This window comes from Erythrobacter sp., assembly GCF_040217515.1.
In the GTDB taxonomy this organism is placed as follows: Bacteria; Pseudomonadota; Alphaproteobacteria; order Sphingomonadales; family Sphingomonadaceae; genus Erythrobacter.
In genome coordinates this window covers 77,341-92,130 of record NZ_JAVJPT010000015.1, presented here as the reverse complement: position 1 = coordinate 92,130, position 14,790 = coordinate 77,341, and the positions used below count along the sequence as shown (strand labels likewise).

The 14,790-nt window shown below is 64.3% G+C and carries 11 protein-coding genes; 7 read left to right on the top strand and 4 right to left on the bottom strand.

Annotation, left to right across the window (positions count from 1 at the left end):
* Nucleotides 1-10: 10 nt before the first annotated feature.
* The 3 genes from RIB52_RS14560 to RIB52_RS14550 all read right to left on the bottom strand — a co-directional run bounded on the left by RIB52_RS14560 (nucleotide 11) and on the right by RIB52_RS14550 (nucleotide 2,341).
* Nucleotides 11-484 (bottom strand): hypothetical protein, encoded by a 474-nt coding sequence (locus RIB52_RS14560; RefSeq protein ID WP_350176814.1) that lies wholly within the window; start codon nucleotides 482-484, stop codon nucleotides 11-13.
* Nucleotides 485-641: 157 nt separating this feature from the next.
* Nucleotides 642-1,472 (bottom strand): type I methionyl aminopeptidase, encoded by an 831-nt coding sequence (gene map, locus RIB52_RS14555; protein WP_350176812.1) that lies wholly within the window; start codon nucleotides 1,470-1,472, stop codon nucleotides 642-644.
* 56 nt (nucleotides 1,473-1,528) lie between these two features.
* Entirely contained in the window at nucleotides 1,529-2,341 is an 813-nt protein-coding gene (locus tag RIB52_RS14550) for a polysaccharide deacetylase family protein (protein ID WP_350176810.1), read from the bottom strand.
* A 72-nt stretch (nucleotides 2,342-2,413) separates the two neighbouring features.
* Here RIB52_RS14550 and RIB52_RS14545 point away from each other — a divergent pair, with 72 nt between their 5' ends.
* The 7 genes from RIB52_RS14545 to RIB52_RS14515 all read left to right on the top strand — a co-directional run bounded on the left by RIB52_RS14545 (nucleotide 2,414) and on the right by RIB52_RS14515 (nucleotide 12,961).
* Nucleotides 2,414-3,802: a leucyl aminopeptidase family protein gene (locus RIB52_RS14545; protein WP_350176808.1), complete on the top strand. Its 1,389-nt coding sequence runs from the start codon at nucleotides 2,414-2,416 to the stop codon at nucleotides 3,800-3,802.
* Between the two features lie 157 nt (nucleotides 3,803-3,959).
* Nucleotides 3,960-4,340, top strand: a complete 381-nt coding sequence (locus RIB52_RS14540) for a hypothetical protein (RefSeq protein WP_350176806.1) — start codon at nucleotides 3,960-3,962, stop codon at nucleotides 4,338-4,340.
* A complete protein-coding gene (gene argC / locus RIB52_RS14535) occupies nucleotides 4,337-5,260 on the top strand; it encodes an N-acetyl-gamma-glutamyl-phosphate reductase (protein ID WP_350176804.1) in 924 nt (307 codons plus the stop codon). The genes RIB52_RS14540 and argC overlap by 4 nt, the downstream gene beginning before the upstream one ends.
* A gap of 169 nt (nucleotides 5,261-5,429) precedes the next feature.
* Nucleotides 5,430-5,768, top strand: coding sequence for a P-II family nitrogen regulator (locus tag RIB52_RS14530; protein WP_350176802.1), 339 nt, complete (start codon nucleotides 5,430-5,432; stop codon nucleotides 5,766-5,768).
* Nucleotides 5,769-5,846: 78 nt separating this feature from the next.
* On the top strand, nucleotides 5,847-7,256 hold the full coding sequence (gene glnA, locus RIB52_RS14525; RefSeq protein WP_350176800.1) for a type I glutamate--ammonia ligase: 1,410 nt from the start codon (nucleotides 5,847-5,849) through the stop codon (nucleotides 7,254-7,256).
* Between the two features lie 207 nt (nucleotides 7,257-7,463).
* Nucleotides 7,464-10,880 (top strand): autotransporter domain-containing protein, encoded by a 3,417-nt coding sequence (locus RIB52_RS14520; RefSeq protein ID WP_350176798.1) that lies wholly within the window; start codon nucleotides 7,464-7,466, stop codon nucleotides 10,878-10,880.
* 131 nt (nucleotides 10,881-11,011) lie between these two features.
* The gene (locus tag RIB52_RS14515; RefSeq protein ID WP_350176796.1) at nucleotides 11,012-12,961 is read left to right on the top strand and encodes an alkyl/aryl-sulfatase; all 1,950 of its coding nucleotides are present in this window, start codon (nucleotides 11,012-11,014) and stop codon (nucleotides 12,959-12,961) included.
* On the opposite strand, the gene RIB52_RS14510 is transcribed toward RIB52_RS14515, so the two are convergent.
* Nucleotides 12,951-14,483 (bottom strand): BCCT family transporter, encoded by a 1,533-nt coding sequence (locus tag RIB52_RS14510; RefSeq protein ID WP_350176794.1) that lies wholly within the window; start codon nucleotides 14,481-14,483, stop codon nucleotides 12,951-12,953. The two genes, RIB52_RS14515 and RIB52_RS14510, sit on opposite strands and share 11 nt — an antisense overlap.
* Nucleotides 14,484-14,790 lie beyond the last annotated feature (307 nt).

Genomic DNA, 14,790 nt, shown 5'->3' with positions numbered 1-14,790 from the left:
AAAGCTTGGTTTATTCAGCAGTGTACCATTGACCTGTGCCCACGGACATCTCGTTCGAGTACCAGTGCATGGTCAGACCGCCGCGCGTGCCCTTTGCGTCGCCATCCCTGGCCTCCATCGCTCCAATGCATCCCAATGGCGTCTCCGGGCCGGGCTCCCCGAGGAAATTGCACCCGTATGCGAGCGAGTATGTGCCTTGCTCGTCTTTTGCGGTGCAGGTGAGATGAATTGCAAAGACACCTCCGTCAGGTTGGTCCATCCCCACGCAATTTACCGCACCATTGACGACATTGCCGTCGTCGAACGTTGTCACATAGGTGCCCTTGACGGAACCACCGCCATACTGCGGCCCATCACGACCAGTCAGGCCACCCACGGATTCCACCGGTTCCCATGTGACATCGTAGGTGAAGGATTGCGCCAAAGCGGGTCCGGCCAAGACGACAGCCAAAGCCCCGGTCGCAGCAAGTATAAGATTTTTCATATCAAAGCATCCTCCCCATTGACCAACGGCCAAGACAGGACTCTGGGCTCGTCGATCAGAACGCAACCCATTCTTTGGGGATAGCACTAAAACGGTTGCCCGGCAAAAATAAAAAATGCCGCTGGCTTAGCGGTTTATTTCCCGGCTAAGTCCGCCCTCAAGAATATGGCGGCTTGTCCCGACCCATCGGGCTTTTTGTAAAAATCTCCACCCCGTCCTCGGTGATTGCGAGGGAATGTTCGAACTGCGCCGAAAGCGACTTGTCGCGCGTTACAGCGGTCCAGCCGTCGCCCAGCACCTTCGCCCAGGGCTTGCCGAGGTTGATCATCGGCTCGATCGTGAAGAACATGCCGGGCTTGAGTTCCGGCCCCGTGCCCGCCTTCGCCGCGTGGACGACTTCGGGTGCGTCGTGGAACAGGCGCCCCAATCCGTGCCCGCAGAACTCGCGCACCACGCCGTAGCGAAAGCTGCGCGCATGGGCTTCGATTGCCGCGCCGATATCGCCAAGCCGCGCGCCGGGCTTCGACGCGGCGTCGATCCCCAGCATCAGGCATTCGTAGGTGACATCAACCAATCGCTTCGCCTTGATCGACGGCTCGCCCGCGAAGAACATCCGGCTGGTGTCGCCGTGCCACCCGTCCAAGAGCGGCGTAACGTCGATGTTGAGGATGTCGCCCTCTTTCAGCACCTTGTCCGAGGGGATGCCGTGGCAGATCACGTGGTTGATCGAGATGCACGAGGAATGGGTGTAGCCGCGATAGCCGAGCGTCGCCGGAACCGCGCCCGCATCGAGCATCATCTCCCGAATGCGCGTGTCGATGCTTTCCGTGGTCACGCCCGGCTGCACCCACTCTGCGCACTCGTCGAGGATGGTCGCGGCAAGCCTTCCGGCCTTGCGCATCCCTTCGAAGCCTTCCTCGGTGTGGAGCTTGATCGTACCGTCGCGGTAGACGGTGTCCTTGCTGTCGACGAGCTGGTATTCGGTCATCCCGATTATATAGCGAGAGACGGGCGCGGTTGCGAGTCCCGGCCTGGCGCGGCGGATTACGGCGCGGCGAAAGCGCCCCGATAGTCCTCCTTCACCGCTGCGAGCAGGGCATCGGTCACCGGCAGGCGGACCATATAGGGCCCCTCGGCATAGGCCCCGGCGATATAGGGCGCGGCGAGAAGGCGCAGTTCATCCACCGACGCGCCGCCATTGCTGGCGGGCACGAGGACGAGATCGTCCAGCGACGGGCATTCGGCCAGCGGATCCTCGGGCGGCACGAAATATTCCCCGCGCCGTTCCTCCTGCAGCACCAGCAAGCCCTCGCAATAGGGCGTGCGGACCGCTTGCCAGAGCGCCTCGGGCGAGGTGAACAGGTTGAGCGGTGCGAGCGCCCTGCCCGCCTTGCGGTCCCAGACGAGCGCGTCGAAGGCGGAATTGGGATGCGCCCCGCCCGCGTAGAGGCTCGCCTCGCCCTTCAGGGAAAGGAAACGCGGCGTGTCGGCGGTGACTTCCCAGCCCTTGATGTAGCCGCGCGACTTGCACGATGTGCACTCCTCCCCGGCGAATTCGGCCAGCGCCTCTTCCCAATCGGCCTTCTGTTCGGCGAGCGCCGCCTCGCGCCGCTGCTCGAGCAGGGCGGCGAGATCGGGGATCGCAGAGACCTCGGCGGGCCAGGCATAGGTGAAATCGCGGGTGCCGCCGTCCCTTTCGGCACTGTCCTCGAAATTGACCGCGCGCGGATCCGCTGTCGAGGACACGGTCAGCTCGATGTCGCTGTCATCGAGCCCGACGGCCTCGCCCATCTCCTCGGGCGATGAACAGTTGACGAGAGCAACACACGCCCCCGCCACCCAGACAGCACGCATCACAGCCTCCCCCTTCAATACGCCCCTTCCCAATTGAAACGTGACATGCGCCAAGGCGCGACTAAGTAGCCCTTTATGACCGATTCAAAGGACCTGATCCAGCCCGATCGCGGCCAGGACGCGATTCCCATCCACCTCGTCAACAAGGACGGTTTCGAGGATTTCGCAAAGACCCTCTCCGCTGGCCAGCGGGCAAGCCTCGCGGGGCAGAAATTCGACGGGAGCGGCTACCAGGTCGGGATCGTGCCCGATGGCGACGGGTTCTTCGCCGTCGGCGGGGTGGCGAATACGGAAAGGCTGTCGAGCTGGTGTCTCGCCGCGCTCGCGGAGGCGCTTCCCGGGGGGACGTATCGTCTTGCCGAAGACCGCGCCCCCGGCGTTGCCATGTTCGGCTGGATGACGGCGCAATATCGCTTCACCCGCTACCGCGAAGAGGAAAAGCCGGTCGGCCCGCGCGTGCTGCTCACCACCGAAATCGCGCGGATGGAAGCGCTGCGGGCCGAGGCGGAAGCGGAGATGAAGGTCCGCGATCTCGTCAACACGCCGGCCGAGGACATGGGCCCCGCAGCGCTCGAGGCGGAATGCGAGGCGTTGGCGAAGGCGCATGGAGCGAGCCTCAAGGTGACGCGCGGCGACACGCTCGAACAGGAATACCCCATGGTTCACGCGGTCGGCCGTGCCGCCGCGCGCCACCATGCGCCGCGCATAATGCACCTGACCTGGGGGAAGGAGGGCGACCCGGTGCTTGCGATTGTGGGCAAGGGTGTGTGCTTCGATTCGGGCGGGCTCGACATCAAGCCGGCTACGGGCATGCGGCTGATGAAGAAGGACATGGGCGGCGCGGCGCATGCGATCGCGCTTGCCGGGCTTGTCATGGGCGCGGGGCTGAAGGTGCAGCTGCACCTGCTTGTTCCCGCAGTCGAGAATGCGATTTCCGGTCCCGCCTTTCGTCCAGGCGATGTGCTGAAAAGCCGCAAGGGGCTGACGGTGGAGATCCACAACACCGACGCCGAAGGGCGCCTGATCCTGGGCGATGCGCTGACCCGGGCGAGCGAGGAGGAGCCCGACCTGATCGTCGATTTCGCGACGCTCACCGGCGCTGCGCGGGTCGCGCTCGGCCCGGATTTCGCCGCGATGATGGCGCGGCGCGATGAAACGGCGGAGGCTTTCCTCGAAGCGGGCAAGGCCAATGACGACGCGCCCTGGCGGCTACCGCTGCCCGACAGCTATCGCGAATGGCTGTCGAGCGATATCGCCGATCTCTCCAACGCCCACCAGAACCCGTTCGCCGGGGCGAGCGTCGCGGGCCTTTTCCTCGATCGGTTCGTCGGGGAAGGAATCGACTGGATCCATTTCGATACCTTCGCATGGCGTCCTTCGGCCAAGCCTGGACGGGCCAAGGGCGGCGGGGCCATTGGCCTGCGCGCGAGCTGGCACGCGCTCAAGCTGCGCTATTCCGACTGAACGGGACCGGCACAGGCATCGAGCGGTCGGGGCAAGCGGACGGGCCGGGCAATCGCAGGCCATGCCCCGTCCGGCCTCGCTTGCTCCGGGCTATGCTTGCGGCTAAGCGCGCGGGTTCACTCGTCTTACCGACCGGGCAAGGATTGCGACGAATACGATGAACGGCGCGCGAGCGGACAGCGTGACAAGCCCTGCGGCATACAGCGTGCCGACGGGCGTGCTCGGCCTTTATGGCCCGGTCGAAAGCCCCGCGCCCGGCACGCTTCCGCTGCGCGGCGACCTTGCCCATATCGCTCTCGCAGGGCGGCACCTTGCCGCGCATTACGTCATTCCCGAGATCCGCACTCTGGGTTTGTCAGGGGCCGACCTGCGCCTGCTCCCGCATGAGGACAGCGAAGTGCTCCTTACGCTCCCGGCCGGTGCCCGCTTCGAGGTGCTCGACCGCGCTGGCGAGTGGATCTGGGGCTGTCTCGGGCCCGAAGGACCCAGCGGTTATTGCCGCGTCGGCGAACTCGCCGAAAAGACAGGCGGCGCGTGACGACGCGCGTGTTCATCGACGGGGCGGCGGGTACGACCGGGCTCGAAATCCGCGACCGGATCAGGGGGCGTGAGGAATTCGAGCTGATTGTGCTCGACGATGCGCGGCGCAAGGACGGGGCCGCACGACGCGACGCGCTCCACGAAGCCGATGTCGCTATCCTGTGCCTGCCGGACGAAGCCGCGCGCGAAGCGGTGAAATTGGCGGAAGGCGCGGACACGCGGATAATCGATGCCTCGAGCGCGCATCGCGTGGCGCAAGGCTGGACCTACGGTTTTCCCGAGATCGTCGGACGCGAGGCGATCGCGAATGCGCGCTTCGTCAGCAATCCGGGCTGCTATCCCACCGGTTTTATCGCGCTTGTCGCGCCTCTCGTGCGCGCAGGGCTGCTGCCTTCCGACTGGCCCTACACCATCAACGCGGTGAGCGGTTATTCGGGCGGCGGCCATGCCCTGATCGAACGGTTCGAGGCTGACAGGGACATCGCCTTTCGCGCCTACGGTCTTGCCCTCGGGCACAAGCACCTTCCCGAAATGCAGGTCCATGCGGGCCTTGTCCACCGGCCGGTTTTCTCGCCGTCGGTCGTTCCGGCCCATCGCGGCATGGTGGTCGACGTGCCGCTACCCCTGGCCGCCATGCAGGGCGCTGGCCCGATCGACAGTCTGCGTGAGGCGCTGGGGGAGCATTACCGCGAGGGCGAAGTCATCGCGGTGGACCCAACCGATGACGTTCCCGACGAAATCCTTCTGCGGCAGAGCGCAGGCGCGCGGGACTGCATGGAACTGCTTGTCTTCGGAAATGATGAGCAGGCGCGGCTCGTCGCCAGGCTCGACAATCTCGGTAAGGGCGCATCGGGCGCCGCGATCCAGAATCTCAACCTGATGTGCGCCCTTCCCGAAACCACCGGATTGCGCCTGTGAGCGGGCTTGCTGCCCAAAATTCGGGCAGCTTGCGAAAGGTTCACGAGTCCTGTTGCGCCGCCTGTCACAATCTTGCTAATTCCGTAGGCACACGTTCCGATTCCTTGCGCTTTCGCCTGAGCGGAGCGAGCCGGGGTCGAATGACGGGCCGCGAGTGACAGGGGATCACGTGAAAAAGATCGAGGCGATCATCAAACCCTTCAAGCTCGACGAGGTGAAGGAGGCCCTCCATGAAATCGGCGTGTCCGGTATCACCGTCACGGAAGTGCAGGGCTTTGGCCGCCAGAAGGGCCATACCGAGCTGTATCGCGGCGCCGAATATGTCGTCGATTTCCTGCCCAAGAAGAAACTCGAAGTGGTCGTGGCCGAAGACCAGGCGAGCCGCGTGGTAGAAGCCATCGCCTCGGCTGCCGAGACGGGTCGCATCGGCGATGGCAAGATCTTCGTCAGCACGATCGATTCCGCATTGCGCATCCGCACCGGGGAGACCGACGACGATGCGATCTGAGCGGCTCAAGATCCTCGCCTGCCGTCCCGGCGGGTACCTCTCCAACCACCAGCAACAACCAGTGGAGGCAGTGACACAATGGCAAGCGTGAAAGACGTCCTGAAACAGATCAAGGACGAGGAAATCGAATGGGTCGACCTTCGCTTCACCGATCCGAAGGGCAAATGGCAGCATCTCACCATGGCGGCGAGCGCGATGGACGAGGACTCGCTCGAGGATGGCCTGATGTTCGACGGCTCGTCGATCGAGGGCTGGAAGGTCATCAATGAAAGCGACATGATCCTCAAGCCCGACATGGACGCGGTGTACACCGATCCGTTTTCGGCGACCCCGATGCTCGCCGTGTTCTGCGACATCGTCGAACCGTCCGACGGCCAGCTTTACCAGCGCGACCCTCGTTCGACCGCCAAACGCGCCGAGGCCTATCTCAAGTCCACGGGCATCGGTGACACGATCTTTGTCGGACCGGAGCCGGAATTCTTCATGTTCGACGATGTCCGCTTCGAGGACGGCTATGCCGGTTCGGGCTACGCGATCGACGACATCGAATTGCCGACCAATACGGGTAAGGAATACGAAGCCGGCAACATGGGTCACCGCCCGCGCGCCAAAGGCGGCTATTTCCCGGTCGCCCCGGTCGACAGCGCAATGGACATTCGCGGCGAGATGGTCTCGACCATGATGGAAATGGGCCTCGACATGGACAAGCACCATCACGAGGTCGCCGCCGCCCAGCACGAACTCGGTATCACCTTCTCGACGCTGACCAAGACCGCCGACCAGGTCCAGGTCTACAAGTATGTCGTGCACCAGGTCGCCCATGCCTATGGCAAGACCGCGACCTTCATGCCCAAGCCGATCAAGGAGGACAATGGCAGCGGCATGCACACACACATGTCGATCTGGAAGGACGGCGCACCGACCTTTGCAGGCAATGAATATGCCGGACTGTCGGAAAGCTGCCTGCACTTCATCGGCGGTGTGATCAAACATGCCAAGGCCGTGAACGCATTCACCAACGGCACGACCAATAGCTACAAGCGGCTTGTCCCCGGCTTCGAGGCGCCGGTCCTGCTCGCCTATTCGGCGCGCAACCGTTCGGCGTCCTGCCGTATCCCTTACGGCGCGGGCGAGAAGGCCAAACGGGTCGAATTCCGTTTCCCCGATGCTATCTGCAATCCCTATCTCGCTTTCTCGGCGCTGCTGATGGCGGGGCTCGACGGGATCGAGAACAAGATCCATCCCGGCGAGGCGATGGACAAGAACCTCTACGACCTGCCCCCGGCCGAACTGGCCGAAGTGCCTACCGTCTGCGGCTCCCTGCGCGAAGCGCTCGAAGCGCTCGAGTCGGATCACGAATTCCTGCTCAAGGGCGGCGTGTTCTCGACCGACCAGATCGAGGCTTATGCCGAGCTCAAATGGGAAGAGCAGCTGCGGCTCGAAACCACGCCGAGCCCGGTCGAATACGACATGTATTACAGCGCCTGACCCAGCAGCGGCGCCCCGCGCGCTTGTCATAGGGACGCGAACGAGGCCGCCCGGCAGCAATCCGGGCGGCCTTTTTCGTGCGCGCGATCGTGACAGTTCTACAACATTGTCGCAGAAGTCAGTCCCGACGCAGGACATGGATTTACATTTAAACTCATTGGGTTAGATTTCTAACTCTTACCGATTGAGCATTAACAGGGTCGAATTATGACAACCACATCGCGCCTCCCCGACCTCTTGGCCGGATCCGCTCCGTTTGTCCTCGCCGCGGCCGGCATCGCCTCGCCCGCTAAGGCACAGGACGCGCCCTCCGCACCGGATCTCATGGTCGTACCGAACGAAACGACCGATTCCGACCAGATCATCGATACCGAAGGTGAATTCGACGGGGTCGGCATGTTCTTTCGGGCCGACGGTTCGGTCTGCACCGGCTCGCTGATCAATCCGCGTACCGTCCTGTTCGCGGCGCACTGCGTCAATGACAGGGATGCCTCCGAATATGGTCCGGACGGCCTGCCCGCAGCGTGGTCTTTCAATGTCGACGCGCTGCCCGGCTTCCAGGACTGGTTCGCGAATGCCTTTACCAGCAATCCCGATCTCGCCGTCTTCAATGTCAGCCAGATCCAGTACGATCCGCGTTCGCTGGCGAACCCGGCGGCGGGCGGCTTCATCGAAGCGGATATCGCGCTCGCCACGCTCGACACGCCGGCTGCCGACATCCCGACCTGGGCGCTGCTGTTTTCTCCCCTGCCAGACCCTGGCGCGATCGACCCGGTCACCGGAACGGGCTATTTCGTCGACATCGCGGGCTATGGCGGCACGGGCACGGCAACAACGGGAGCGAGCTTCGGCATCGATTTTCGCCGCCGCGCGGCAGAAAACATTCTCGGCGGGTTCTTCTCAATCGACGATCGCAATGCGGTCCTGTTCGGGCCCGGGCCTGATGTCGTGCCGCAAAACCTCTATTTCACCGATTTTGACGCGCAGGACCGCAATTCCCCCGAAGCGTTGTTCGACATCAACGTCTCGCGCGACGATGCCCGCCCGAACGAAGGCACGACGGCCGGCGGCGATTCCGGCGGCCCGTTGATCCTCGATGCGGACACGAACGCGCTGACTGACGAGGACCTTGTTATCGGGCTTCTTTCCGGGGGCTCGCGCGTGTTCGGCGTTCCGTTCAGCTCGATCGGCACGCAGAGCTTCTACCAGCCGCTTTTCCTGTACTGGCAGTATATCGCGGCCAACAATCCCTATCGCTACGTCGGCACCAAGGGCGGTGACGGCGCGTGGGAGGATTCTGAGCACTGGGTCACCCTGCTCGACCCGGCCTATCGCATCATCGACGAAAATGGCGAGGTCGTCAGCGGCCTGCCCTCGACGCCCGAACTCGGCCTCGACGGGACCGAAGGCGATTTCGGCGCGGTGTGCTTCGAGATCGAGGCGCCGGGCGATTTCTGCACCGATCTTGCGACGGGAATAACCACGCCGACTTTCGACGGCGGCGCGAGCGCCGCTGTTCCGGGCGACGACACTTCGATCGCCGTGCGCGACAATCGCGGCTGGGTCACTCTCGAACGGGGTGGCAATGCGGCGGAAAACAACAATCGCGGCTGGGTCGATCTAGACCTTGAAGAGTTCCGGCGGGCTGCAACCGCGCCGGACGGCGATGCAATCGCCAACGAAGCGGTGGAGGGCGACAATGCTCCCGGCCTGCCCGCCCCGACGCTCGCCAACGGTCTGCCCGGGGCGAGCGGCTTCGTGCCCGACAACATCGCTCCCGTAGTCAGCGCGGATCCTGCCCTTGCCGTGCAGGGACGCTATTTCGACGTGACCCTTGCCAGCACGGGGACGACCACGCTTTCGAGCACGGTCGAAATCGATCGCCTGACCGTGCGCGATGCAGCCGGGCTTGCGATCGATGCCGATGGCGACCTCACCTCGCTGATCAATGTCAGCCAGTTCGGCGGCAATGTCGCTGTCGACGGCACGATCACCAGCATCGGCGACTACACGCTGTTTGCCGGCATGCTCTCGGGCGCCGGCAGGGTCGAAGCCCCCTTCGTCACCAGCATCATGGGCGCGATCTCGCCGGGCGAGATGGGGACCATCGACACGCTGACGATCGACGGCAATCTCGTCATGTCCTCTGGCGCGACCCTGCTCGCCGACATCGACGCGGCAGGCAATTCGGACACGCTCGCGGTTACGGGGCTTGCCAATGTCGGCGGCATCGTCGGCATCGGCCAGGGGATCACCAACCAGGTCAACGGCAATGGCCGCACCTACACGATCCTGACTGCCGATGGCGGGGTGAGCGGTGCGTTCAGTGAAACCACGATTTCCGCGATCCTCAGCCAATCTTTCTCCTACACCGAGAATGCGGTGCTGATGCAGATCGATGCGGCGAGCTATGCCAGCGTGATCGACGGGAGCGACCCGGTTCAGTCGGCCTATGCCCAGCTGTTCGACCAGAACCGCTCGAATGCCAATATGTCCGAGATCTATGCGCTCGACTTCGCTGACAGCGAAACGATCCGCTCGACCTTCACCGGCCTCGCGCCGGTTGCCGAGGCAGCGGTCAATTCGCTGACCCAGCAATCGGTCAACCTGCTGCAGAACTTCAACGACCGCCGTCTTCGCACCGCCGACCGTTCGCAAGCGGGCGGTACCATCGCCAAGATCGGCTCCCCGCTCGAAGCCACGCAGGCGAGCGTGCAGCGTTTCGGCCAGCCGGTCGGCGCCGGTGCGATGGCGCTGCAGGGCGGCGAAGGCGACACCGAGGTGATGGATGCCGACCTGCCCGAAAACGTCGCGATCTTCCTTGCCGGCGGCATCGTCTCGGGTGAGGCCGATCCGCTGCCCGGCTATCGGGGCAACAGCGAGATGGACGGGCTCTATGTCGCGGGCGGGCTGGAATTCTATCTCGGCGAACGCACCATGATGGGCGTTTCCAGCTGGTTCTCCTCGATCGAGGCCGACACCGCGCTTGGCCAGCAGGCAGAGGCCGATACCTTTGCCGGCTCGCTTTATGCCCGCCACCGCAGCGAAGGCGGCCTGATTCTCGATGGTCAGGTGACGATGGGGTCGATGAACCTGACGACGGATCGCCGGGTCGAATTCCTCGGCACCCGTCAGACCCTTTCGAGCGATGACAGCGACACCCTGTTCTCCGCCGCGATCGGCGCATCCTACGATCTCGAAAGCGGGATCGGCACGCTCTCGCCCGGGGTCGAGGCGCGCTATGCCAGCGTCGATCTGTCCTCGGTCGAGGAATTGGGCGGTCCGCTCGGCCTGCAGGTCAATCGGGAAAGCTATCGCAGCGCACAGGCTCGCGGCGGTCTCGATTACGAGACGTCGGGCGAGATGTTCCAGGTGAATGCCACCGCGCAGATGGTCTGGGAATTCGAAGACGGCCCACAGCTTCTCTCGGCCCAGTTCGTGCGCGGCAACGGCCCAGCGGCGAATTTCGTGGTCGACGGAGCGGACCGGACGTGGGGCGAAGTCGGCATCGGCGCGACCATCGGTGACGGCCCGGTGACGCTCGGCTTCGGCTTCGATGCGACTATCGGTCGAAGCACGGCGAACACGCAGGTCTGGAGCGCCGAGGCGACTTGGCGTTTCTGATCGCCCCATGATCGAACGGCAAGCAGGGGCGCTTCACCACAGGGTAGAGCGCCCCTTTGTTCGGATGGACGATTGCCACGGCGATTGCCCCTCGCCTATCTTTCACACCAACGAGGGAGAGGGAGACAAAGATGAATGTTCGCGTCCTTTTCGGCGCGCTGGCCGCTGCTGCGATATCGATGCCGCTTCAAGCGCAAGAGCAGCCCAAACCCGCTTCCCCCGCGACGATCGCCGCGCAGCGCGAAGCGGCCGCTTCGCTCCCCCCCGATGGGAAGCGCGATGCCGATTTCGCCGCGCGCGGCTATCTTGCGACACGCAGCGACCCTATCATCCGGGATGCGAAGGGCGAGCCGGTCTGGAACCTCGATGCCTATGCCTTCGTCGAGGGTAAGGCCCCGCCGAGCGTCCATCCGAGCCTGTGGCGACACATGCGCTACCTCGGACGCCACGGCCTGTTCGAGGTTGCCGACGGCATCTGGCAGGTGCGCGGCTTCGACCTGTCGAACATGACCGTGGTCCGGGGCGAGACGGGCTGGATCGTCATCGACCCGCTGACAACGAGGGAAACGGCCGCAGCCGCAATCGGGCTCGTCAACGAAACGCTCGGGCGAAGACCGGTCGTCGCGGTGATCTACAGCCACAGCCACGCCGACCATTTCGGCGGCGTGCGCGGGGTCACGAGCGCGGAGGACGTCGCGGCGGGCCGCGTGGCCGTGATCGCGCCCGAACATTTCATGGAGGAGGCCGCCTCGGAAAACGTGCTCGCCGGCGGCGCGATGCAGCGGCGCGCGGCCTACCAGTTCGGCGCCGCACTCGTGCCGGGCGATACCGGCCAGATGGGCAGCGGCATCGGCATGGCGGTTTCACGCGGGACCATCACTCTTATCGAACCGACCGACAGCATCGCCAAGACCGGCGAGACGCGCGTGATCGACGGCGTCCCGCTCGAATTCCAGATCGTCTCGGGCAGCGAAGCACCGGCCGAACTCAACGTTTATATCGCCCCGCAGCGCGCTTTTCTCGCCGCCGAGATCGCGACCTGCACCATGCATAATATCCTTACCCCCCGCGGGGCCAAGGTGCGCGATGCGCGGGCATGGGCGAAGTTTCTCGACGAAGCGGTGACCGATTACGCATCGCGCAGCGATGTCGTGCTGTCGAGCCATTGCTGGCCCCAGTTCGGGCGCGAGGCGGGGGCCCAGTGGCTTGCCGCACAGCGCGACAATTACCGCTATCTCCACGACCAGACCGTCCGCCTCATGAATCGTGGGGCGACCATGGCCGAAATCGCCGAGGCTATCCCGCTGCCGCCGCAATTGGCCGACGAATGGTCGAACCACGGCTATTACGGGACGTACAGCCACAATTCCAAGGCGATCTACCAGTATTATCTCGGCTGGTACGACGCGGTCCCGGCCAATCTCCATGCACACCCACCTGTCGCGCGCGCTCGCCGCATGGTCGAGGCGATCGGCGGGACGCAGCGCGTCATCGCGCTCGCCCGCACGGCCATGGCCAAAGGCGATTATCGCTGGTCTTCGGACCTGCTCCAGCAGCTCGTCTTCGCCGAGCCCGCGAACACGACGGCGAAGGACCTGCTGGCCGACAGCTATGAACAGCAGGGCTACCAGTCGGAAAGCGCGATCTGGCGCAACCAGTTCCTCGCCGCGGCGCGCGAACTGAGAAACGGTCCGACCGAGAACTTCCGTACCCAGAGCAGGGATCTCATCGCCGCGGTGCCGACGGGGCTGCTATTCGATTCTGCGGCGACCCGCTATGACCCGAGAAAGCTTGCGCGTGGGCGCGTGGCGGTGCGTTTCCGGCTGACCGACCGCGGCGAAGAGGTGCTGGTCGAGGCGAATGACAGCGTCATGATCGCGCGGATGGAGGACGAGGCGACCCCGCCCGACGTGATCGTTACGGGCCCGCGCCAAATGGTGCTCGGCCTTCTTTTCCTCAAGCTACCGCTGGCGCAGATGAAGGCGGCGGGCCTTGCGGTGGAGGGTGACGAGGACGCTCTAGGGGCCCTGCTCGATGCGCTCGACCCGATGCCCGGCGGATTCGACATCGTCACGCCGTAGCGCGTCCTGACTCGTCGTCGCGCACTTCGCGCCGCAATGCACGCAGGAGCCCGATCGCGGATACGGCCAGGACAAGCGACATCGGCAGGCCGAGCGTGATCGCGGCATTCCGGATCGCCGACAGGCCTCCCACCAGCAGCAGGGTGGCGGCGACCGCTCCTTCGCTTACAGCCCAGAACACGCGCTGCGCCCGGGGCGGATCTGGGTCGCCGCCGGCCGTCACCATGTCATCGACCAGTGAGCCCGAATCCGAACTGGTGACAAAGAACAGGACGATGACGAAGGTCGCAAAAATCATCGTCGCACCGGCAAGCGGCATGGCTTCGAGCAGGGCATAGAGCCCGGCGGCCGGCTTGTCCGTGACCCGCGCTGCCAGCTGGGACCCGCCGCGCATTTCGGCTTCGAGCGCGCCGCCGCCGAATGTCGCGAGCCAGGCGAAAGTGGCGAACGTCGGGACGACCAGGACCGTCAGCACGAATTCGCCGATCGTGCGCCCGCATGAAATGCGCGCGATGAAGATCGCGACGAAAGGCGACCACGAAATCCACCAGCCCCAGTAGAAGAAAGTCCAGGTCGCCTGCCATTCCTCGTCGCCGGCGAAATCGACGAACAGGCTCGAACGAGGCAGTTGCTGGAGGTAGAGCCCGGTGGTCGAAACGAAGGTCTCGAGGATATACTGCGTCGGTCCGGCGAGGAATACAAAGGCGAGAAGCACGGCTGCGACGGCGATATTGAACAGGGAAAGGCGGCGGATCCCGGCCTCGACCCCGAGAACGACAGAGATTGTCGCAATCACGGTGATGACGGCGATCAGAACGATCTGTGTTTGCGGACCCTGTGGCACGGGAAAGAATTCGCCCAGCCCGAGATTGAGTTGCATCGCCCCAAGGCCGAGCGTCGTCGCCACGCCGAGCAGCGTTCCCACGGTGCACAATATATCGACCCCGTGTCCGAACGGCCCGTGGATACGCTCGCCGATCAAAGGATGAAATACCGATCGCGGGGCGAGCGGCAGGCCCCGGTTGAAATGGAAGAAGGCAACCGCGAGCCCCAAAACCAGGTAGATCGCCCAGGCATTGAGGCCCCAGTGAAAAAAGGTAATCCGCATCGCTTCCCGCGCGGCCTCGGCGGTTCGCGGGTCGATCCCGTCTCGCGGCTCGGCAAAATGGGTGAGCGGTTCGGCCACCGACCAGAAGACGAGCCCCGTCCCCATGCCTGCGGCAAACAGCATCGCCATCCAGCTGGCCCGGCCGAATTCCGGCTTGGCATCGGGGCCGCCGATCCGGATGCGCCGCCATGGTCCGATCGCGAGGATGGCCCCCATGGCAAGCAGGCTCGTGCCCAGCGCCATGTACCACCAGCCGAAAGCACCGCTGACGAATCGTTGCGATGCGGCGAATGCGCCGCGCGCGACATCGGTCCAGACCGCCCCGACGACGACGAACCCGACGACCATGAAAGCCGAACCGAAAAAGACAGCCGGTTCCATGTGCGCGGTGACCGTGCGCCAGATGGATTTCACATTGCTGATGGGGCCCGGATCCTCCGCTGGCGGTCTGACGCGATCAAAGCACGCGTTGTGCATGTTCTTGCGATAGCATGGTCAAGCGCCAGTTCCGAAACGGATTCTCATGGGCCTTATCGACCTCTCAACCGGCACTCGCCGAGCGCTTTGGGATTGGAGCGATGCGTTACTGTGCAGCCATTTTCGAGCAATGGCGAATTGGTCGCATGGCGCGTCCGGGACCAGGCACTGCGGCGAGCGTCGTGCGCAGCCTTGGGCGGAGCTAGGAGCTCTGGGCGGATTTTCGTTTTCCTACTCGCCCTGC